Origin of the sequence: Herbiconiux sp. SALV-R1, assembly GCF_013113715.1 — a bacterium.
Lineage (GTDB): Bacteria > Actinomycetota > Actinomycetes > Actinomycetales > Microbacteriaceae > Herbiconiux.
On sequence record NZ_CP053344.1, the window covers coordinates 2,037,326 to 2,057,878 of the forward strand.

17 protein-coding genes are annotated in these 20,553 nt (G+C 71.7%); 7 read left to right on the top strand and 10 right to left on the bottom strand.

The features are described 5' to 3' along the window. Window positions 1-55: 55 nt before the first annotated feature. The 3 genes from HL652_RS09825 to HL652_RS09835 form a co-directional block, all read right to left on the bottom strand. Window positions 56-1,462, bottom strand: coding sequence for an LLM class flavin-dependent oxidoreductase (locus HL652_RS09825; RefSeq protein ID WP_171705162.1), 1,407 nt, complete (start codon window positions 1,460-1,462; stop codon window positions 56-58). Window positions 1,463-1,539: 77 nt separating this feature from the next. After that, window positions 1,540-2,892: an aminotransferase class I/II-fold pyridoxal phosphate-dependent enzyme gene (locus tag HL652_RS09830; RefSeq protein WP_171705163.1), complete on the bottom strand. Its 1,353-nt coding sequence runs from the start codon at window positions 2,890-2,892 to the stop codon at window positions 1,540-1,542. 66 nt (window positions 2,893-2,958) lie between these two features. After that, window positions 2,959-3,699, bottom strand: coding sequence for an alpha/beta hydrolase (locus tag HL652_RS09835; RefSeq protein ID WP_216604059.1), 741 nt, complete (start codon window positions 3,697-3,699; stop codon window positions 2,959-2,961). Window positions 3,700-3,826: 127 nt separating this feature from the next. Here HL652_RS09835 and HL652_RS09840 point away from each other — a divergent pair, with 127 nt between their 5' ends. Then, on the top strand, window positions 3,827-5,152 hold the full coding sequence (locus HL652_RS09840) for an O-acetylhomoserine aminocarboxypropyltransferase/cysteine synthase family protein (protein ID WP_253743761.1): 1,326 nt from the start codon (window positions 3,827-3,829) through the stop codon (window positions 5,150-5,152). 18 nt (window positions 5,153-5,170) lie between these two features. Beyond that, window positions 5,171-6,235 (top strand): LLM class flavin-dependent oxidoreductase, encoded by a 1,065-nt coding sequence (locus tag HL652_RS09845; protein ID WP_171705165.1) that lies wholly within the window; start codon window positions 5,171-5,173, stop codon window positions 6,233-6,235. 93 nt (window positions 6,236-6,328) lie between these two features. On the opposite strand, the gene HL652_RS09850 is transcribed toward HL652_RS09845, so the two are convergent. Beyond that, complete coding sequence (locus HL652_RS09850) at window positions 6,329-7,678, bottom strand: NtaA/DmoA family FMN-dependent monooxygenase (RefSeq protein WP_171705166.1); 1,350 nt, start codon at window positions 7,676-7,678, stop codon at window positions 6,329-6,331. Between the two features lie 103 nt (window positions 7,679-7,781). On the opposite strand from HL652_RS09850, the gene HL652_RS09855 reads away from it, so the two are divergent. Next, window positions 7,782-8,126 carry a hypothetical protein gene (locus HL652_RS09855; protein WP_171705167.1) on the top strand — a complete coding sequence of 115 codons (345 nt, stop codon included), beginning with the start codon at window positions 7,782-7,784 and terminating at the stop codon, window positions 8,124-8,126. Between the two features lie 31 nt (window positions 8,127-8,157). Here HL652_RS09855 and HL652_RS09860 read toward each other — a convergent pair whose 3' ends face one another. The 6 genes from HL652_RS09860 to HL652_RS09885 all read right to left on the bottom strand — a co-directional run bounded on the left by HL652_RS09860 (window position 8,158) and on the right by HL652_RS09885 (window position 14,706). Continuing rightward, window positions 8,158-10,815, bottom strand: a complete 2,658-nt coding sequence (locus HL652_RS09860) for an MGH1-like glycoside hydrolase domain-containing protein (RefSeq protein ID WP_171705168.1) — start codon at window positions 10,813-10,815, stop codon at window positions 8,158-8,160. 177 nt (window positions 10,816-10,992) lie between these two features. Continuing rightward, a complete protein-coding gene (gene sufU / locus HL652_RS09865; RefSeq protein WP_171705169.1) occupies window positions 10,993-11,433 on the bottom strand; it encodes a Fe-S cluster assembly sulfur transfer protein SufU in 441 nt (146 codons plus the stop codon). Next, window positions 11,433-12,740, bottom strand: a complete 1,308-nt coding sequence (locus tag HL652_RS09870) for a SufS family cysteine desulfurase (RefSeq protein WP_171707274.1) — start codon at window positions 12,738-12,740, stop codon at window positions 11,433-11,435. The genes sufU and HL652_RS09870 overlap by 1 nt, the downstream gene beginning before the upstream one ends. 36 nt (window positions 12,741-12,776) lie before the next feature. After that, the gene (locus HL652_RS09875; RefSeq protein ID WP_171705170.1) at window positions 12,777-13,334 is read right to left on the bottom strand and encodes a DUF4287 domain-containing protein; all 558 of its coding nucleotides are present in this window, start codon (window positions 13,332-13,334) and stop codon (window positions 12,777-12,779) included. Window positions 13,335-13,359: 25 nt separating this feature from the next. Next, window positions 13,360-13,683, bottom strand: coding sequence for a YbjQ family protein (locus HL652_RS09880; RefSeq protein ID WP_171705171.1), 324 nt, complete (start codon window positions 13,681-13,683; stop codon window positions 13,360-13,362). A 45-nt stretch (window positions 13,684-13,728) separates the two neighbouring features. Next, the gene (locus HL652_RS09885) at window positions 13,729-14,706 is read right to left on the bottom strand and encodes an AraC family transcriptional regulator (RefSeq protein ID WP_171705172.1); all 978 of its coding nucleotides are present in this window, start codon (window positions 14,704-14,706) and stop codon (window positions 13,729-13,731) included. A gap of 188 nt (window positions 14,707-14,894) precedes the next feature. On the opposite strand from HL652_RS09885, the gene HL652_RS09890 reads away from it, so the two are divergent. The 4 genes from HL652_RS09890 to HL652_RS09905 all read left to right on the top strand — a co-directional run bounded on the left by HL652_RS09890 (window position 14,895) and on the right by HL652_RS09905 (window position 20,532). Continuing rightward, window positions 14,895-16,076 carry an acyl-CoA dehydrogenase family protein gene (locus tag HL652_RS09890; protein ID WP_171705173.1) on the top strand — a complete coding sequence of 394 codons (1,182 nt, stop codon included), beginning with the start codon at window positions 14,895-14,897 and terminating at the stop codon, window positions 16,074-16,076. Window positions 16,077-16,172: 96 nt separating this feature from the next. After that, window positions 16,173-17,339: a Na+/H+ antiporter NhaA gene (locus HL652_RS09895; RefSeq protein WP_171705174.1), complete on the top strand. Its 1,167-nt coding sequence runs from the start codon at window positions 16,173-16,175 to the stop codon at window positions 17,337-17,339. 14 nt (window positions 17,340-17,353) lie between these two features. Further along, window positions 17,354-19,825 carry an ATP-binding protein gene (locus HL652_RS09900; protein ID WP_216604061.1) on the top strand — a complete coding sequence of 824 codons (2,472 nt, stop codon included), beginning with the start codon at window positions 17,354-17,356 and terminating at the stop codon, window positions 19,823-19,825. Further along, the gene (locus HL652_RS09905; protein WP_171705175.1) at window positions 19,822-20,532 is read left to right on the top strand and encodes a response regulator; all 711 of its coding nucleotides are present in this window, start codon (window positions 19,822-19,824) and stop codon (window positions 20,530-20,532) included. The genes HL652_RS09900 and HL652_RS09905 overlap by 4 nt, the downstream gene beginning before the upstream one ends. Window positions 20,533-20,553 lie beyond the last annotated feature (21 nt).

A 20,553-nucleotide genomic window follows, 5' to 3' on the forward strand; every position in this document is an offset into this window, starting at 1 on the left:
AGGGCGGAAGGGGGGAAGAAGACGGATGCGGTGAGTCGCCTCGAGGCCGCTCTGGTCAGGCGTTCGCCACGAGGCCGTGCTCGGCGTCGAGCTCGGCGCGCTCGCTCTCCTCGGCGCGCCGGCGGGCGACGGTGTGGCGGTTCTCGACGAACGGGAGCCCGAGGTTCTCGCGCAGGGTCGTTCCGCTGTACTCCTCGCGGAACAGGCCGCGCGCGCGCAGGATCGGCAGCACCTCGTTGACGAACCGGCGGAACTGGTCAGGCCTGCCGACGTGCAGGTTGAAGCCGTCGACGGCTCCCGCCTCGAACCACTGCTGCAGCGCGTCGGCGACCGTCTCGGCCGTGCCGGTGAAGGGGCCCGGCTTCGGGCTCGCGACCGCCTCGACCACCTGACGGAGGGTGAGACCGTCGGCCTCGGCGAAGGCGACGATCTTCTCGGCCTGGGTGCGGAAGCTCCGCTCCGCGAAGCGCAGCACCCCGGCGGGGAAGGGAGCGTCGAGGTCGTACTGCCTGAAGTCGTGCCAGCCGAAGGAGCGCCCGAATTCGCCGAGCGCCTTCTCGAAGCCGCCGTCGGCGAGCTGGGTGGCGCGTTCGATCTCGCGGGCCTGGTCGTCGGTGTCGCCGACGAAGATCGTCGTACCCGGCAGGATGAGCACCCCGGAGGGCTCGCGGCCCAGCGCCGCCGCCCGTGCCTTGAGGTCGGCGGCGAACGCCTTTCCCGCCTCGAGGGTGGGGGCGAAGGTGAAGATGCCCTCGCCGATGCGCGCGCCGAGGTCGCGGCCCTGCTCGGAGTCGCCGGCCTGGAAGATGACCGGCTGGCCCTGCGGCGAGCGCGAGATGTTGAGCGGGCCCGCCACCTGGAAGTGCTCGCCGCGGTGGTGCAGTGCGTGCAGCTTCGACGGGTCGAGGAAGACCCCCGACTCGCGGTCGCGCGGGAAGGCGTCGTCTTCGTAGGAGTCCCAGAGGGCCTTCACCACCTCGACGTGCTCGAGGGCGCGGCCATAGCGGGTGTCGTAGTCGAAGTGCTCGTCGAGGCTGAAGTTCGACGCGGTTCCCGCGTCGCCGCTCGTGACGACGTTCCAGCCCGCGCGGCCACCCGAGATGAGGTCGAGCGAGGCGAAACGGCGGGCGGTGTTGAACGGGTCGTTGTAGCTCGTGGTGACGGTGCCGACGAGACCGATGTGCGTCGTGGTGACCGCGAGGGCCGAGAGCACCGTGAACGGCTCGAGGCGGTTGAGGTAGTGCGGCGGCGAGTCGGGGGTGATGAACTGCGAGTCGACGATGAACACCAGGTCGAGCTTCGCCTGCTCCGCGAGGCGGGCCTGCTCGATGTACCAGCCGACGTCGATCGAGGAGTCGGCCTGCACCTGCGGGTCGCGCCAGGCGTTGGCGTGGCCGGGGCCGCCCGCCCCGGTGAGGATGGCGCCGAAGATGATCTGACGGCCGTTGCTCTGTTCGCTCATGCCTCGATCTTGGCGAGCTGACGAACAAAGATCCCGAACGTTGCACTTTGTTTCGGTCACAGACCGTTACAAAGCGATCAGTCGAAGAACTCCCTCGTGCCGCCACGCGCCGCCGCGGCGACCGCGTGCGCGAGCTCGGCCACGCGCTCGGCGTCGTCAGGAAGCTGCGTGACGGAGATGCGCAGGAGCGGAACCGGCGTGGCGCTCGCGAACGACTTCGAGCCGAGCCCCACGTACATGCCCGCGCGCGCCAGGGCCACCGCCGCCGTCGCCTCGTCGGCGACCTCGACCCAGACCACGAGCGAGTGCTCCCCCGAGCGCGCGACGGCGCCCTCCCGCTCCAGCGCGGCGAGCAGCGCCGCCCGGCGCGAGGCGTAGGCGGCGCGAGCCACACCCACCGAACGCGCGGCTGCGGGCGACTCCACGAGGTGCGCGAGCGTGTTCTGCAGGATGCGGCTGTTCGAGCCCACCCCGAAGCTGCGCAGACGGATGCTGCGGTCGACGAGCTCGCGGGCGCCGCCGATCACGGAGGTGCGCACGTCGATGCCGAAGGCCTTGCAGTAACTGCGGATGCGGATGACCCGTTCGGGGAGAACCGCACCCAGGGAGGGCGGCTCGGAGCCGGCCAGCGGCCCGATCGAGTCGTCTTCGACCACCCAGAACGGGGTGCCGACCGCACTCCGCTCGATGACGGAGGGGAGCTCGGCGGCACGCCCGGCCGTGACCGCGTAGCGGTCGGCGAAGGGGGCGCCCGGCTGGAAGACGAAGGCGACGGCGCCCGCCGCGATGGCGGCGGCGAGCGCCTCCGGCAGCGGCCCCTCCTCGTCGGCCGCCACGGCGACCGGGGTGAGGTCGAGGTCGCGCAGCGTGTCGAGGAAGCCGGGGCTGAGCGGCTCGTCGACGGCGACGAGACTGCCGCGGGGTGCTGCGGCGGCGGTGGCGAGGAGCAGCGCCTCGGTGCCGCCGCCCGCCGTCGTCCAGGCCCCCGGGGCGAACGGCCAGCTCGGCGCGACGGCGTCGCGGAGCTTCGAGGTCATGTGGTCGCGACCGAAGACGTTGAGGTCCTTGTCGCCGAGGGAGGCCAGCAGCGCCTCCCCCAGCTCGGGTTGAAGAGTGATGTCGGGTGCGCTCTGGGCGAGATCGACGGCGGCCCAGCCCGGGAAGGGCGGAGCTTCGGGCGCGGGGCCGGCGGCGAGCACGGTGGTGCCGCCGCGGCGGTGGGTCTCGATGAGACCGCGCTCGCGGAGCAGGTTCCAGGCAGCCAGCACGGTGCCGATCGAGGTGTCGGCGACCCCGGCGAACTCGCGCACGGTCGGCAGGCGTGAGCCCTGCTCGAGCTCGCCCGAGGCGATGAGCGACTCGATCGCCGCGGCCACTCCTGCGGCGGTGCGATCGCCGAGGCGCTCCACGAGCCAGCTCGAGTCGACCACCCGGCGGCCGGTCTGGGAGAGAACGATGGTGGTGCCCTTCGATCCGCACGCCGCCGGGCGACGGCGTCAGACCTTCATCGTAGCCAGCGGCAGCGCCTCGCGGGCGGGCAGCACCACCCGCTCGCGGCCCGGCGAGCGCAGGCGCTCGAGGAAGAGCACGACGGTCGCCGCCACCGAGCGGTGCGTGACGTCGTTGAGGATGTCGTGCCGCCCGCCCTCGATGAGGTAGCTCTCGACCTCGGGGGCCGCGTCGTAGACCGCTGCGGCCGCCTCGACCGGGCTGATCACGTCGGCGGTGCCGTGCAGGGTCAGCACGGGCACGAGAACACCGGCCAGGGTGGCGGCGTCGACGGCGTCGAGCACCGGGTCGCGTCGCGAGAGGGAGCCGTGGTCGAGGGCGCCCGCCTCGTCGAGCACTCCGCGGTGCACGGGGCAGGCGCTGCGCGCCTCGAGCTCCGCGCTCCAGTCCAGCTCGCCGGTGGCCCCGGCGACGGGCAGCCCGGCCAGCACGGCGACGTCGGCGAAGGCGAGCCCCTGCGCGAGGAGGGTCGCCGCGACGGAGGCCCCGGTGTCCGAGCCCACGAGGATCCGCGGCACGTCGGTGCGATCCTGCAGGAGGCGCGCGACCTCGGCGGCGGTTCCGTCGAGGTCGGCGGCGGCGTCGGCGACCACCGCGACACGGTAGCCGTCGTAGGCAAGGCGGGCGGCGAACCGGCGGTACACCGCCTGTTGCTCGCCCCTGCCGGCCAGCACGACGATCGATCCCCGGAGGGCGGCGGTGGGCTCGGCCCAGACTTCTGAACTCACGGTGCTCCTCGGCTGGTCGTTCTGCACATCCATTTGTTTTGGTCAGTATGGCGCACAGGCCTCGTTTGTTCTGAAACAAATCGTAAGACGATTGCCGAGTGCGACACCGCGCCGTGAGACTCGGGGGGTGACCACAGACGACAGCGTGACCGGCGACCGGTTCTCGACGCTCCAGACCCGCGCCGGCTTCACCACGGCGACCGCCCAGAACCCTGCTGTGGTGCCGATCTACCAGACAGCGGCTTATGAGTTCGAGAGCTTCGCCGCGGCCAGGGCCATCTTCGCGCTGGAGAGGAAGGGCAACCTCTACAGTCGCACCGGAAACCCGACCCAGACGGTGCTCGAGGAGCGGGTTGCAGCACTCGACGGCGGTGTCGCGGCGCTCGCCACCGCCTCGGGGCAGTCGGCGGTGCTCGTCTCCCTGCTCGCGCTGGCGAAGACGGGCGAGCACATCGTCGCCGCCCGCCAGCTCTACGGGGGCACCCTCGACCTGCTCACCGACACCTTCGCCGACTTCGGCATCGACGTGACCCTGGTCGACCAGAACGACCTCGAGGCCTGGCGGGCCGCGGTCCGCCCCACCACCCGGGCCTTCTTCGCCGAGACCATCACCAACCCCACGGCCTCGGTGCTCGACGTGCAGGCCGTCGCCGACATCGCGCACGCCGCGGGAGTGCCGCTCATCGTCGACAACACGGTCGCCACCCCCTACCTGCAGCGCCCGAAGGAGTTCGGCGCCGACATCGTGGTGTACTCCGCCACCAAGTTCCTGGGCGGCCACGGCAGCTCGCTCGCCGGCGTCATCGTCGACCTCGGCACCTTCGACTTCGGTGCCGACCGCGCGCGCTGGCCGCAGTTCACCGAGCCGTTCGAGCGGGTCGGCGACGTGGTGCTCTGGGACGCCTTCGGCAGCGCGCGCAGTGCGTACCTCGTCTACGCGAAGGTCAAGCTCGTGCACGACCTGGGCCCTGCGCTCTCCCCCTTCAACAGCTTCCAGATCATCCAGGGTCTCGAGACCCTCGACCTGCGGGTGGCGAAGCACTCGGCCAACGCCCTCGCCGTCGCCGCCTTCCTCGACTCGCACCCCGCCGTGTCGCTCGTGCGCTACCCGGGCCTCCCCGACGACCCGGGGTACGAGGCGGCTCGCCGCTACCTCCCCCGCGGCGCGGGCTCCGTGTTCTCGTTCGATCTCGTGTCGGGCGACGAGCGGGTGGAGGAGTTCATCGACAGCCTCCGGGTGTTCAAGCTGGTCGCCAACATCGGCGACGCCCGGAGCCTCGTCATCCACCCCGCCACCACGACGCACAGCCACCTCACCGACCACGACCTCGAGGGCGCCGGCTTCACCCGCGGCACCGTGCGGGTCTCGATCGGTCTCGAAGACGTCGAAGACCTCATCGCCGACCTCGACAGCTCCCTCACCCGGCTGCTCGAGCCGGCCGGCCTGCTCTAGTCACCCCACAGGAGAATCATGCACTTCGGATACTGGACCCCCGTCTACGGCGGCTTCCTCCGCAACGTCGGCGACGAGGGGATGCCCGCCACCTGGGACTACATCAGGCAGGTTTCGACGCTGGCCGACCGGCTCGGCTTCCACACCACCCTCGTGCCCGAGCTCTACCTCAACGACCGGAAGGGTGTCGAGGCGCCGAGCCTCGAGGCCTGGTCGCTGTCGTCGGCGATCCTCGCCGTCACCGAGCGGCTGCGCGTCATGACGGCGGTGCGCCCCGGGTTCCACCTGCCCACGGTGGTCGCCAAGACCTCGGCCACCATCAGCGACATCGGGTACGCGGCATCCGGAACCGACCGCTTCGCGCTCAACCTGGTGGCCGCCTGGTGGGCGGAGGAGGCCAAGCAGTACGGCGGCACCTTCGCCCCGCACGACGACCGGTACGTGCAGGCGGGGGAGTTCGTCGAGGTGCTGAGGGGGCTGTGGCGCGAGACGCCGTTCTCGTTCTCGGGCAGCTACTACGACGTCGACCAGGCCGTGCTGTCGCCGAAGCCCGCGAGCGCTCCCGTCGTCTTCGCGGGCGGCGAGAGCGAGTCGGGCCGCGAGGCGATCGCCTCGTTCGCCGACGCCTACGTGCTGCACGGCGGCACAGTCGACGAGGCGCGCGAGAAGGTCGCCGACCTCGACGCCCGGAGGGTGCGGCTCGTGGGTGAGCCGTTCCGCGAGTTCGGCATGGCCGCGTACGTCATCGTGCGCGACACCGAGGCCGAGGCGCAGCGCGAACTCGAGCGCATCACCACGGTCGACCCGGCCTCCCCCGGTTACGCGTCGTTCGAGGAGTTCCGCGCCAACTCCCGGCTCGACGTCGAGCTCTCCAAGCGCGAGTACTCGGTGGGCACCAGGGGCCTCCGGCCGAACCTCGTCGGCACGCCCGAGCAGGTGGCCGAGCGCATCCTGGAGTTCGAGCTGGCCGGCATCACCCTGCTGCTCATCCAGTCGTCGCCCCTCCACGAGGAGCTCGAGCGCATCGCCACCCAGGTCTTCCCCCTGGTACAGCAGGCCTCCCCCACCCTCGTCTACGGGTAGCCCACGTTCGAAAGCGCAAACGTCGCGGCAACCGAGCCCCCTACGGGGCCGGTTGCCGCGACGTTTGCGCTTTCGAACGCTGCGCGCCGCGCTCTAGGCCGTGACCTCGGCCCGCTGCCGCGCGTGCCGGTTCGCCGGCACCTCGAGCTCGAGGTTCGCCCGGAGGGTGTCGCCCTCGTAGCCTGCGAATCCGTCGCGCACGAGACCGCGCTCGACGAGCAGCGGCAGCACCTCGGCACGGAAGCGCGCGAAGTCTTCGGGGTACTGCACGAACAGGTTGAAGCCGTCGGCGGCGCCCGCCTCGTACCAGCGCTCGATCTCGTGCGCGACCGTCTCGGGCGCGCCCACGAAGGTCGCCCAGTGGTCGCGCTGCAGGGTGCGCAGCGTCTGCCGCAGCGTGAGGCCCTCGGCCACCGCTCGCGCCTTGACGGCCGCGGCTCCCCCGAGCGCCCCGCTCTCGCGGCGGGCGTCGACGTCGGGAAAGGGTGCGTCGAGCGGGTAGCCGGTGAAGTCGTGCCCGCCGAACACCCTGCCCAGCTGGAACAGCAGCGGCGGCAGTGCCACGGCCTCCCGGCGTGCCGCGTGCAGTGCGGCGGCCTCGTCGTCGGTGTCGGCGACGACGATCGTGAGGCCCGGGATGACGAGCACCTCGTCACCCTCCCGCCCGTACGCCTCGAGGCGCGAACGGATGTCGCGGGCGAACTCGGCCCCCCACTCGAGGTCGGGCGCGAAGGTGAAGATGATCTCGCCCACCCGGGCACTCAGGTCGCGGCCCTCCTCCGAGGTGCCGGCCTGCACGAGCACCGGACGCCCCTGGCGTGAGGCGATGAGGTTGAGCGGGCCCGTGACCGAGTAGAACTCTCCCGTGTGATCGATGCGGTGCTGCTTCTGCGGGTCGAGGAAGCGTTCGGCAGTCTTGTCGGTGCTGAACGCATCCGGTTCGTAGGAGTCCCAGAGGGCGGTGACGGTCTCGACGTTCTCGAGCGCCCGCCGGTAGCGCGTCGGGTAGTCCTCGTGCGCCTCGCGGCCGAAGTTGCCCGCCGTGCCGGGGTCTTGGCTGGTGACGATGTTCCAGCCCGCGCGACCCCGGCTGATGAGGTCGAGGGAGCCGACCCGGCGGGCGACGTCGAACGGCTCGGTGTAGGTGGTGCTCACGGTGGCGACGAGGCCGATGCGGCTGGTCTGCACGGCCACCGCCGACAGCAGCGTCGTCGGTTCGAGACGGTTGAGGTGGTGGTTCGGAAAGTTCGGCTCCACGTACTGGCTGTCGACGATGAACACGAAGTCGAAGCCCGACTGCTCGGCCTGCCTCGACTGCTCGACGTACCAGTCGATGTCGATCGAGGCGTCGGTCGGCACGGCGGGGTGCCGCCAGAGTTCGGGAGTGCTGCCGTCGCCGACACCCACGAGAACCGCGCCCAGCTTCAGCTTGCGTCGTGACATGGCGATCTCCCTCGAGTCGTGGATCGGTTTCCTCAACGCTAGGAAAGGCGGCCGGCCGCCGCCGAGGCGTGACGGAATGTGACGGCGTAGACTCGCCCGCATCATGCAGGATGGCCAGAAGGAGCCCGACCCCGACGACGACCCCACCCGGGTCGTCAACCAGCCCTCGCTCACCCGCTCGCAGGGAACCGTGTGGCTCGTGGTGGGCGGCGTCATGGCCGCCATCTCGGTGGTGCTGCTGCTGGCGCTCCGCGACGTCGACAGTGGGGCGACGCCGCTCGTCGCGGTCGCGGTGATCGTGCTGCTCTACCTCGCGATGGTCGAGGTGCGCCTTCTCGTGCGGCCGTTGCGGCTGCGGCTCGGGCTCATGGCGGTGTGCTTCGGGGCGATCGCCGCGGTCGCGCTGCTCGCGGTGGTGCTCATCGGCATGGGGCAGGTGCTGCCCTAGGCGCAGCCCGCGGGTCGGCGCCGCTCCGCGCTCAGTGCCGCCGCGTCACGATCAGGTGCGCCACGAGCGCCGTCCACCCCGTCTGGTGCGAGGCGCCGAGGCCCTGCCCGGTGTCGCCGTGGAAGTACTCGTAGAACGCGATGTTCTCCCGCCACCGCGGATGCTCCGAGAGCAGCGGATACCGCGCATCCGCCGGCCTCGGCCCCCCGTCGGGTGTTCGCCTGAACAGCGACACCAGCCGCTTCGCCAGGTCGTCGGCCACCTCGCCGAAGCTGTGCTGCACGCCCGACCCGGCCGGGTACTCCACGGTGTGCCGCTCCCCGAGACTCACGTCGTACCCGCGCAGCGACTCGATGATGAGCACGTTGAGCGGGAACCACACCGGCCCCCGCCAGTTCGAGTTGCCGCCGAACAGGCCCGAGGTCGACTCCCCCGGCTCGTAGTCGACGACCGCCTCCACCCCGTCGACCTCGACCCGGAACGGATGCTCGCGGTGCCAGGCAGAGATGCTCCGGATTCCGTAGGGTGACAGCATCCGCTGCTCGTCGACCACGCCCGTGAGCACGCGCTCGAGCTTCTCGGGCGTCACGAAGGCGAGCAGGCTCTTCACCCCGTCGGCACCGCGGCGGATGTGCACGAGCGAGCGGTAGCCGGGGTGGCGCTCGAGGAAGGCGGCGCCGCGGCGCACGAACTCGTCGAGCTCGCCCATCTTCTCGCGCTCGAACACCAGCGAGGCCGTCACCGGGACGAGGCCCACCAGCGACCGCACCTTCATCGGCACGTCGCGACCGTCGGCGAGGTGCAGCACGTCGTAGTAGAAGGCGTCGGTGTCGTCCCACAACCCCGCCTCGTTGGCGCTGCCGGCGATCGCCAAAAAATGCTCGAGGAACTTCGTCGCCACGTCTTCGTAGGCCGGGTCGTGAGCGGTGAGCAGCAGCGCCATGTCGAGCAGGTGCAGCGCGTAGGTCGCCATCCAGCCGGTGGCGTCGGCCTGCTCGAGGGTGCCGACCTCGGGCGGCAGGGTCGAGCGGTCGAGGGGGGCGATGTTGTCGAGGCCCATGAAGCCGCCCTCGAACAGGTTGTTGTCACCGTGGTCTTTGTTGTTCGTCCACCAGGTGAAGTTCATCAGCAGCTTGTGGAAGATGCGGCTGAGGAAGTGGAAGTCGCGCGACCCGTCGATCTCGAACACGCGGAGCGCCGCCCACGCCTCGATCGGCGGGTTCACGTCACCGAAGTCCCACTCGTAGGCGGGGAGCTGACCGTTCGGGTGCATGTACCACTCGCGCAGGATGAGCACGAGCTGCCGCTTGGCGAACTCGGGGTCGATGTGGGCGAGGGTGACGCAGTGGAAGGCGAGGTCCCAGGCGGCGAACCACGGGTACTCCCAGGGGTCGGGCATGAGGATGACGTCGTGGCTCGACAGGTGCCGCCAGTCGCCGTTGCGCACGGCTCCGCGGCCGTGCGGAGGGGGCGGCGAGGTGGGGTCGCCGGCGAGCCAGCGGCGCACGTCGAAGTGGTAGAACTGCTTTGACCAGAGCAGACCCGCGAAGGCCTGGCGGGCGATGCGGCGTTCCTCCTCGTCGGCCTGGGCGGGGAGAACGGATGCGTAGAACTCGTCGGCCTCGGCCCGTCGCGTCGCGATCGTGGCGGAGAAGTCGGCGAACGCGGTTGGTGCGGCAGGAGCATCCGCTCGTCGGGTGAGCCTCAGGCGCAGCTCGCGGCTCCCGCCGGGCGGGACAGTGAGGATGCGGTGGAACGCGGCCTTGCTGCCCTCGCCAGCCGGGTTCACGGTGGGCGCGCCCGAGACGACGTGGTCGCCGATGCCGTCTTTGGGGTACGGGGTGGTGGCGGATTCGTCGTAGAGGCGGGCGCGGTTGCTCTCGTTCTCGCAGAACAGCAGGCGATCGGTGTGGTCGGCGCCCGCGGGGTCGAGGCGCAGCAGCAGGTCGTCGTCGCCGGGGAGCTCGGCGACGACCGCGCCGGGCTCGCCGTCGGCGGTGCGGAGGCGGGGCCGCGGGGGCTGCTCGAGGTCCCAGCTCCAGGTGTCGCGCAGCCACAGGCTCGGCAGCACGTGGATGCTCGCCTCGTCGGGGCCCGCGTTCTCGACGGTCACGGTCATGAGCAGGTCGTGGGCGCTGGCCTTGGCGTAGTCGACGCTGACCACCCAGAACCGGTCGTCGTCGAACACGCCGGTGTCGGCGAGCTCGAACTCGGGCTCGTCCTTGCCGCGGCGGGCGTTCTCCTCCACCAGCTGCTCGTAGGGGAACGCGGACTGCGGGTAGTGGTACCGCCAGCGCTGCCACGAGTGCGAGGGGGTGGCGTCGAGGTACCACCAGTACTCCTTGGCGTCTTCGCCGTGGTTGCCCTCGGGGCCGGCCAGCCCGAACATCCGTTCCTTGAGGATCGGGTCGACCCCGTTCCACAGCGCGAGCCCCAGGCACCAGCGCTGCTGCTCGTCGCAGAAGCCCGCCATGCCGTCTTCGTTCCACCGGTAGCTGCGCGACCGCGCGTCGTCGTGCGGGAAGAACCGCCACGCGTCGCCGCTCGCGGAGTAATCCTCGCGCACGGTGCCCCAGGCGCGCTCGGCGAGGTACGGGCCCCAGTCGCGCCACGCCCCCTGCGCCCCCGGCTCGGCGGCATCCGCCTCGGCGAGCCTCCGCCGCTCGGCCCCCGGTTCGTCGATGCTCATACCGCGATCCTAGGGACTCCCGCCCGCCCGCCCGAACGACGGAGTTTCGGCCCGATTCGGCAGAACGACGGATGCTCGTGCCTCCGTCCACCCGAAACTCCGTCGTTCGGCGCGAAGCCCGCGGGCGGCCGGGCGCGGCAGCGCGGCGGCGCGGCCGCGCGGGCGGCACCGCGGGGCTCAGCGACCGAGGAGGGCCTGCTCGAACGCGACCCAGGGAAGCATCGCGCACTTGATGCGGGTGACGTAGCGCGACACCCCACCGAGGGCGACCGCGTCGCCGAGCAGCTCCTCGTCGCCCTCGATCGCACCCTTCGACTGCATGAGCTCGCGGAACGCGTCGATGCGCGCCCCCGCGTCGTCGTCGCTGAGGTCGACGACGAGGTCGTTCAGCACCGACGCCGAGGCCGTCGAGATGGAGCACCCCTGCCCCTCCCAGCTGATCGACGCCACCCGTCCGGCGGCATCGCGGTGCACCTGCAGGGTGACCTCGTCGCCGCAGGTCGGGTTGATCTGGTGCGACGAGCCGGTCGCACCTTCCCGCAGCCCGAACCCGTGCTTCTGTTTTGCGTGGTCGAGGATGACCTGCTGGTACATCGACTCCAGCTCGCGCGACGCCATCACGCCAGCCCGAAGAACTCGCGCGAGTCGGCGACCGCGGCGACCGCGGCGTCGACATCGGCTGTCGTGTTGTAGAGATAGGCGGAGGCCCGCGTGGTGGCCGTCACCCCGTAGCGGCGGTGGGCCGGCTGCGCGCAGTGGTGCCCGACGCGCACGGCGATGCCGCGGTCGTCGAGGAACTGCCCCACGTCGTGCGCGTGCACCCCCTCGACCACGAAGCTCGCGAGACCGACCCGCTCGACTCCGCCCCGCGCATCCGGTGCCGGCCCGAGCACTCGTACGCCCTCGATCGCCGAGAGTCCCCGGTGCAGCCGCAGCCCGAGCTCGCTCTCCCACGCGTGGATGCGGTCGAGCCCCACCCCCTCGAGGTAGCGCACGGCTTCGGCCAGCGCGATCGCCTGCGACACGCGCTGGGTGCCGGCCTCGAAGCGCAGCGGGGCGGGGAGGAACTCCGACTCGGTGAGCCCGACCGTGGTGATCATCGAGCCGCCCGTGAGGAAGGGGGGCAGCGCGTCGAGCAGCTCCTGCTTGCCGTAGAGCACGCCGATGCCGGTGGGCGCGAGCATCTTGTGGCCCGAGAACACGGCGAAGTCGACGTCGAGGGCGCCCAGGTCGAGCGGCATGTGCGGCGCCGACTGGCAGGCGTCGAGCACGACGAGCGCACCGACGCCGTGGGCCAGGGCGACGAGCTCGGCCACCGGGTTGACGGTGCCCAGCACGTTCGAGACGTGGGCGAAGGCCACCACGCGGGTGCGTTCGCCGATCAGCTCGGCCGCCTGCCCGAGGTCGAGCCGCCCGTCGTCGGTGAGCCCGATCACGCGCAAGGTGGCCCCGGTGCGGAAGGCGAGCTCCTGCCAGGGCACGAGGTTCGCGTGGTGCTCGAGCTCGGTGACGACGATCTCGTCGCCCTCCCCGAGACGGAACCGCCGCGCGGCCTCGCCGCCGCGGCCGAGGGTGGCGTTCGACATGCCGTAGGCGATGAGGTTGAGGCCCTCGGTGGCGTTCGAGGTCCACACGATCTCCTCCGGCCGCGCCCCGACGAACGCGGCGACGGTGGCCCTGGCGTCTTCGAACAGCTCGGTGGCCTCGCCGGCGAGGGTGTGCGCGCCGCGGTGCACCGCCGCGTTGGTGGTCTCGTAGTAGGCGCGCTCCACGTCGATGACGCTCTGCGGCTTCTGCGAGGTGGCCCCCGAGTCGAGGTAGACGAGCGGATGCCCGTTCACCGTGCGCGAGAGGATCGGGAAGTCGGCGCGCAGCAGCTCGGCAGCCCGGTCGTCGAGGGGCGGCGCTGTCGCGGTGTCGGGCAGCGAGGGGTCGGCGTGGATCGTCACCCCTCTATTGCATCACGCCTCGGCGTAGGCCCTGTCGATCCAGCGCAGAAGCTCGGCGTCGAGCTGTGCCGGGTCGTCGAGGCGGGCGCGGTGGGTGACCATCGCGTTCCAGCTCCCCGAGGGCTCGAAGCGCTCCCCCGGGTCGTCGTTCTTGAGCTTCAGCCCGAGGTCGAGCCGCTTCGCCGTCGCGGCCACCACGGCGAACTTGCGGCCGTCGCGCACGAGACTCACGTAGCTGTCGGTGGGGGCGAGACCCACGTCGTCGCCGAGCGACCGGGCGTGGGCGACGATCGCGTCGAAGGTGGGCTGCCAGACCGCCTTCGCTCCGGCGAACTGCTTCGCGACCCGGTCTTCGGCGGCGGGCCGGGGCGACGCGTCGTTCTTGAGGATCGAGTAGATCGCCATCGCGTGCCCGCGCCCGAGCCCGAAGTCGTCGGCGAGCCACGCCACGACGTCGCCCGCCTTCACCCCGGGGCCGGCGAGCCCGCGCTCGGCCGCGAGGGCCCGGAAGTCGTCGGGGCCCTTGCCGGTCTTCTCCCTGATGGTGTCGAGATACGCCTGGAAGCTCACGATCGCACCGCCCGCCGCGCCCGGCTCAGAGCTGCTCGATGGTGACGGCGGTGCCGTAGGCGCACACCTCGACCCCGCCGGTGTCGGCGTAGTCGTTGGTCTCGAAGCGGAACGCGACCACCGCGTTGCCACCCTTCTGCTGCGCCTCCGCCTCGAGGCGCGACAGCGCCTCCTGCCTGGTCTCGTGCAGCAGCTCGGTGATGCCCTTGAGCTCACCACCCGCCAGCGCCTTGAACGAGGCGCCGATGTTCGAGCCGATGTGCCGCGAGCGCACCGTGAGGCCGAACACCTCCCCGAAGACCTGGGTGATGCGGTGGCCGGGAACGTCGTTGGTCGTCACGATCAGCATGCGCTCACCCTACTGGCCGCCCCCGACACCCGAATAGACCGGGGTTCACCATCGCGGTGAACCCCGCAGCGTCTCGTGCGGGCTCTCCCCGAACCGCTGACGGTACAAGGCGGCGAACCGGCCGAGATGGTGCAGGCCCACCGCGTGCGCCGCCTGCGCCACGGAGTCACAGCTCCCGTCGACGAGCGCCTGACGGGCGCGGTCGAGCCGCAGCTCGCGGAGGTGGCGCTGGGGTGAGGTGCCGACCGCGCGGCGGAAGGCGTCGTAGAGCGTGCGCTCCGAGACCCCGACGGCGGCGGCCAGCTGGGCGGAGGAGATCGGCGCCGCTAGATCCGCCTCGAGATGCTCGACCGCGCGTGCGACCAGACGGGGTGAGGGGGCGGCGACCGGGGCGGAGAGGGCCGCGCTGTAGCTGTGGTGGTGGCCGAGCAGCAGACCCGAGATGAGGAGCTCCTCCAGCCGGCCGACGAGCGCCGGGTTCAGGCCACCCGCCCCGCAGCCCTCGAGCGCTCCCGTCATCGCGAGCACGGCTCCCGACACGCTGCCCCCGGCGCCCGATCGCGCGAGGAAGGGCGAGAAGACGAGCGGATCACGGCCGAGCCGCACCATGCCTCCGAGGCGGTCGAGCAGCGCCTCCTGGTCGATGCGCGCGACCACGAGCCGCAGATCGCTCGACCACCTCATGCGCACCGGGCTGCCGTGCGAGAAGACGGCTGCCGCATCCGTTCCCACCGGGTGCCAGGCGCCCTCGTGCTCCACCAGCAGTCGCCCCGCCACGGGCACGTGCACCGTGGAGTACCCCTCGAGCGGAGCCGAGCAGATCTCGGTGGCGAGGCCGTACTCGAACGACAGCAGAGCCGAGCGCTCGAGCCGGGCCGCACGGATGCTCGCCCGCATCGTGCGCACCCGCCCGGGCAGATACATGCGATGGTCGCTCATCAGCCGGCGCGCCTCGCGATAGACGACGTCGGGGCTCGTCGAGCTGAGGTCTCGCACCTCGCGCAAGGGGCTGACGGAATCCACCGGCGGGCACCTCCTCGTGCGGGTCGACGTCGCTCGCATTATGCATCGCGCCGTCGCAGCGTTCAAGCACGACGGCTGCAGGATGCGGACGACGGTCGCCGGATCCGGATCGAGTCGGCCCGCGCATCCGTCTACCGTCTCCCCCACGGCCCCTGGCCGCTCAGGGCACTGCGACGAAGGAGACAGCCATGACGATCACCGACACCCTCGAGGGCACGACCGTGCTCGACGCCGTGGATGCGGCGCGGGAGACCCTGCGCGCGAACGGCCTCCGCGGCGAGAGCGAGCGCCGCGTGCCGCAGGAGTCGATCGACCTGCTCGAGCGCGCGGGCGTCTACCGCATCAGCACCCCGCGGGAGTACGGCGGGCTTGAGCTGCCGCTCACCGATCAGGTGAAGGTGCTCTCGGCGGTCGCCCGGGGCGACCTCTCCACCGCGTGGGTGAGCTCGCTGCACAGCGTCGGCACGTACTTCGTGGCGCACTACCCCGACGAGGCGCAGCGCGAGGTGTTCACCACGCCCGATGTGAGGGTCGCCAGCATCTTCAGCCCGGGCGGAAGGCTCACACCGGTCGACGGCGGCTACCTGCTGAGCGGGCGCTGGCCGTTCAACACCGGGTGCCGTTCGGCCAGCTGGGACACCCTCGCGGCCGTGCTCGACGACGGCAGCGACGGGCCTCCCACGATGCTGCTCGCGCTGCTGCCCATGACCGAGCTCACCATCGAGGACGACTGGGACCCGTCGGGCCTCGCCGGCACCGGCAGCAACGCCGTCACCGCCGACGCCGTGTTCATCCCCTCCTACCGGGTGCTGCCGCTCATGGAGGCGCTCGGCGGGCTCAACCTCTCCGAGACCACGAAGCACTCCCCGCTCTACCGCGCCGCGTTCTTCCCCTTCGTGCTGGTCAACAGCATGGGCGCACCGGTGGGGGCCGCGGAGGGAGCCCTCGACGCCTTCCTCGACCGCCTGCCCGGCCGGAAGATCACCTACACCTCGTGGGTGCAGGCCGAGGCGCCGATGACCCACATCGACGTCTCCGACGCCGCGAGCACCACGAAGGCCGCCGCCCTGCTCCGCGACGACCTCGCCGAGCGGGTGATGTCGGCGGCGATCGACGGGCGCGACCTCGACGTCTCCGCCCGGGCCGCGGTGCGCGGCGAGGCCTCGCAGGTGGTGAAGCTGTGCCGGCAGGCGGTGCGCACCCTGTTCGACATCAGCAGCGCGTCGGCGATCCAGCGTACGGTCGACATCCAGCGCATCCATCGCGATCTCGATGCGCTGTCGTTGCACGGCGCGCTCGCGCTGAAGACGAACTTCGAGGTGCACGGGCGGGTGCTCACGGGGCAGGAGCCGGCGACCCCGTTCTTGTAGACTGGGTGGCGGTGCGCCGGGAAGTCTGGTCGGCGGGCGGTCGTGTGGGCCGCTCCTTCCGTCCCGACGTGCCGCCCGGCGGCAGCTAGGAGTCCCATGGGCCTCATCCGTTCCGAGCGCGCCGCCGCCGTGCTCCTGCTCCTCGCCGCCGCCGGCGGCCTGATCGCCGCGAACAGCCCCCTCGGTGCGGGCCTGTTCGAGCTTCAGGATGCACACCTCGCCATCCCGGGCACCCCGCTCGACCTGTCGGTGGGCCACTGGATCAGCGACGGCCTCCTCGCCGTGTTCTTCTTCGTGGTGGCCGTCGAGCTGAAGCACGAGCTCACCGCGGGGCAGCTCAACTCCGTGTCGAAGGCGCTCCGCCCCGCGATCGCCGCGCTCGGCGGGGTGCTCGTGCCCGCGCTGGTCTACCTCGCCATCACCGCGGGTTCGGGCTACGAGGGCGGCTGGCCCATCCCCACGGCCACCGACATCGCCTTCGCCCTCGGCGTGCTCGCCGTCTTCGGCAAGGGCCTGCCCACCCGGGTGCGCGTGTTCATCCTGGCGCTCGCCATCCTCGACGACATCGTCGCCATCCTCATCATCGCGGTGTTCTTCACGGCCGACCCGAGCATCCCGATGCTCATCGCCGCCGTCGTGGGCGTCGTGGTGTTCGGGGCGCTGAGCCGCTTGCTGCACACCCGGATGCGCGCCCTCGTCATCGTCGCGATGGTCGTCGTCGCCGTGACGGTCTGGGCCCTGGTCTCCCTCTCGGGCGTGCACGCGACCATCGCCGGTGTGGCACTCGGCCTCGCCATGCTGCGCGGGCCCGGGCTGCGGGTGCGGCACGCGCTGGAACCCGCCACGAACGGCTTCATCCTGCCGCTGTTCGCCTTCTCGGCGGCGCTCGTGCCGTTGCCGCAGGTGGGGCTGTCGGGTCTCGCCGCGCCGTTCTGGGGCATCCTCGTCGCCCTGCCGGTGGGCAAGCTCGTCGGCATCGCCGTCGCCGGTCGCCTCGCCGTCGCGGTCGGGCCGCGCGATCCGGCCTCGCGGTTGCCGATGACCGAGCTGCTCGCCGCGGGAGCTCTCGGCGGGGTCGGCTTCACCGTCTCGCTCCTCATGAACGAGCTCGCGTTCGCGGGGTCGCCCGAGGTCGCCGACGAGGGCACGCTGGCGGTGCTGCTCGGCTCGAGCGTCTCCATCGTCGTGTCGGCGGTGCTCGTGTCGCTCCTGGCCGCCCGCTACCGGCGGCAGCGGGCCCTGGCGGTGTCGACGCCGTCGTAAGCCAGACTGGTGTCGTGAGGCAGGGTCGGTTGCGGGTGCTGCTCGGGGCGGCGCCCGGGGTGGGGAAGACCTACGCCATGCTCGAAGAGGGCCGGCGGCTGCGGGCCGCGGGCAAGGATGTGGTCGTTGCGGTCGTGGAGACCTACGGGCGCGCCGCCACGAAGGCGATGACGGCGGGGTTCGAGATCATCCCCCGCGCCGTCGTGTCGCACCGGGGTGTGGAGCTTCAGGAGATGGACCTCGATGCCGTGCTCGCCCGCGCTCCCCGCGTCGCCCTCGTCGACGAGCTCGCCCACACGAACGCGCCCGGGTCGCGGCACGAGAAGCGGTGGCGGGATGTCGAGACCCTCCTCGACGCCGGTATCGACGTGATCTCGACGGTCAACATCCAGCACATCGAGTCGCTCAACGACGTGGTGCAGCAGATCACCGGGGTGCCGCAGCGGGAGACGATCCCGGATGCGGTGCTGCGGCAGGCAGACCAGATCGAGGTCATCGACCTCGCCCCCCAAGCCCTCCGCGACCGGTTGAGCGAGGGGGTGGTGTATCCGGCGGCGCGGATCGACGCGGCCCTGTCGAACTACTTCCGGCTCGGGAACCTCACCGCCCTGCGAGAGCTCGCGTTGTTGTGGCTCGCCGACGAGGTCGACTCCTCCCTGCAGAAGTACCGCACAGAGCACGGCATCGGGCAGAAGTGGGAAGCCCGCGAGCGGGTGGTCGTCGCCCTCACCGGCGGACCCGAAGGAGAAACCCTCCTCCGGCGCGGGTCCCGGATCGCGGCCCGGTCAGCGGGCGGGCAGCTCCTCGCCGTGCACGTCACCAGCCAAGACGGGCTCAGGCAGGCCGACCCCGGCGCCCTCGCCGCCCAACGCTCCCTGGTCGAGAGCCTCGGCGGCACCTTCCACCAAGTGGTCGGCACCGACATCCCCGCAGCGCTGGTCGAGTTCGCCCGCTCGGCGAATGCGACCCAGCTCGTCATCGGCGTCAGCCGCCGCTCCCGCCTCACCGCCCTCGTCACCGGAGCCGGGATCGGCGCAACAGTCATCCGCGAATCCGGCGACATCGACGTGCACATCGTCACCCACGCCGCCGCCGGCGGACGGTTCTCCCTCCCGCTCGCGCGAGGGTCGCTCACGTTGCGCCGGCGCATCCTGGGTTTCGTGCTGGCCGTGGCCGGAGGGCCGCTGCTCACCTGGCTGCTCGTGACGCTGCGCAGCGACGACTCCATCACCACCGACGTGCTGAGCTACCAGCTGCTCATCGTGCTCGTGGCCCTCGTCGGCGGAATCTGGCCCGCGCTGTTCGCGGCGGTGATCGCTGCCGTCACCCTCGACTTCTTCTTCATCGAGCCGCTCTACACGGTGACGATCGACCGGCCCACCCACCTGGCGGCGCTCGTGCTCTCGGTGGTGATCGCGCTGCTGGTCTCGCTGGTGGTCGACCGCGCGGCACGCCGGTCACGGGCCGCCCGACGCTCGGCCGCCGAGTCCGAGCTCATCGCCGGTGTCGCCGGCGAGGTGCTGCGGGGGCAGGACGCGCTCCAGGCTTTCGTCACCCGCACCCGCGAGGCCTTCGGGCTGACGGGCGTGCGCCTCGTCGCCGACCAGCGCGCCCTGGCCGCCGACGGCGAGGTGTCCGGCGCCGCGGAGCCCGTCCGCGTGCCCGTCGCGAGCGACACGGTGCTCGAGCTGCACGGGCGCCCCCTGTCGGCGGGCGACCGCAGGCTGCTCGGGGTGATCGTCGCCCAGCTCGCCGCGGCGCTCGAGCAGGCCGATCTCGAGCAGACCGCGCGCGAGATGGCTCCGCTCGCCGCCGCCGACCGGGTGCGCACGGCGCTTCTGGCAGCCGTCGGGCACGACCTCAGGCGCCCGCTCGCGGCAGCCACGGCGGCCGTGACAGGCCTGCAGAGCCGCACGATGAGCGACGACGACCGCGCCGAACTGCTCGACACCGCCGAGACCTCGCTCCGTCAGCTGAACGGCCTGCTCACCGACCTGCTCGACGTGAGCCGGCTGCAGGCTGGTGTTCTCGCGGTCGCGTCGGAGCCCGTCGACGTCGCCGACCTCGTGCCCGCGGCGCTCGAAGAGCTCGGCGTCGGGCCCGACGAGGTCGACATCGACCTGCCCGCCGAGCTCCCCCGGGTCGACGCCGACCCCGTGCTGCTCGAACGCGTGCTCGTGAACCTGCTCTCGAACGCCCTGAAGCACTCCCCCGCCGGGAGCCGGGTGCTGATCTCGGCCTCGGCCTTCCTCAGCACGGTGCAGCTGCGCGTCGTCGACCGAGGTCCGGGCATTCCGGCCGATCGGAGAGAGGATGTCTTCGTGCCCTTTCAACGACTCGGCGACACCGACAACACCACGGGTCTCGGCCTCGGCCTCGCGCTCTCGAAAGGGTTCGTCGAGGGCATGGGCGGCACGCTCGAGGTCGAGGAGACACCCCGGGGAGGATCGACGATGGTGGTCACACTGACGGCGGTCGCCGCATGAGGATCCTGGTCGCCGACGACGACCCGCAGATCGTGCGCGCCCTGCGGGTGACCCTGGGCGCCCACGGGCACGAGATCGTCACTGCCTCAGACGGCCGCGAGGCCATCGCCGCCGCCTCCGCGCATCCGCCCGACCTCCTCCTGCTCGACCTCGGCATGCCTCAGCTCGACGGGCTGGAGGTGATCAGAGCGGTGCGGGCCTGGTCGGCCCTGCCCATCCTCGTGGTCTCGGGTCGCACCGACTCCGCCGACAAGGTCGACGCCCTCGACGCGGGCGCCGACGACTACGTCACGAAGCCGTTCGCCATCGACGAGCTGCTCGCCCGGGTGCGGGCGCTCACCCGCCGCGCGCCCGCGCCGGGCAGCGGCGGCGCCACGAGCCCGGTGGTGACGCTCAGTGGCCTCACCGTCGACGTGGGGGCGCACGTCATCTCGGGCGAGGGCCGCGGGCCGGTGAAGCTCACTCCGACGGAGTGGAAGATCCTCGAGCTGCTCGTGCGGCACCCTCACCGGCTCCTCACCCACGCCGATCTGTTCACCGAGATCTGGGGCACGTCGAACGTTCACGAGACGGGGTACCTGCGCCTGTACATCGGCCAGCTGCGCAAGAAGCTCGAGCCGGTGCCCTCCCAGCCTCGCCACATCCTCACCGAGACCGGCATGGGCTACCGCTTCGAGCCCGACCCGCCCGCCGCGCCCGCCGCCTGAGCGCCGCAACGGCGGCTCCGC

Excerpts from the sequence above, each read along its gene's own strand:
- HL652_RS09850 (WP_171705166.1), bottom strand. The coding sequence starts at position 7,678 with ATGTCACGACGCAAGCTGAAGCTGGGCGCGGTTCTCGTGGGTGTCGGC.
- HL652_RS09890 (WP_171705173.1), top strand. The coding sequence starts at position 14,895 with ATGACGATCACCGACACCCTCGAGGGCACGACCGTGCTCGACGCCGTG.
- HL652_RS09895 (WP_171705174.1), top strand. The coding sequence starts at position 16,173 with ATGGGCCTCATCCGTTCCGAGCGCGCCGCCGCCGTGCTCCTGCTCCTC.
- HL652_RS09855 (WP_171705167.1), top strand. The coding sequence starts at position 7,782 with ATGCAGGATGGCCAGAAGGAGCCCGACCCCGACGACGACCCCACCCGG.
- HL652_RS09905 (WP_171705175.1), top strand. The coding sequence starts at position 19,822 with ATGAGGATCCTGGTCGCCGACGACGACCCGCAGATCGTGCGCGCCCTG.
- HL652_RS09825 (WP_171705162.1), bottom strand. The coding sequence starts at position 1,462 with ATGAGCGAACAGAGCAACGGCCGTCAGATCATCTTCGGCGCCATCCTC.
- HL652_RS09860 (WP_171705168.1), bottom strand. The coding sequence starts at position 10,815 with ATGAGCATCGACGAACCGGGGGCCGAGCGGCGGAGGCTCGCCGAGGCG.
- sufU (WP_171705169.1), bottom strand. The coding sequence starts at position 11,433 with ATGGCGTCGCGCGAGCTGGAGTCGATGTACCAGCAGGTCATCCTCGAC.
- HL652_RS09845 (WP_171705165.1), top strand. The coding sequence starts at position 5,171 with ATGCACTTCGGATACTGGACCCCCGTCTACGGCGGCTTCCTCCGCAAC.
- HL652_RS09880 (WP_171705171.1), bottom strand. The coding sequence starts at position 13,683 with ATGCTGATCGTGACGACCAACGACGTTCCCGGCCACCGCATCACCCAG.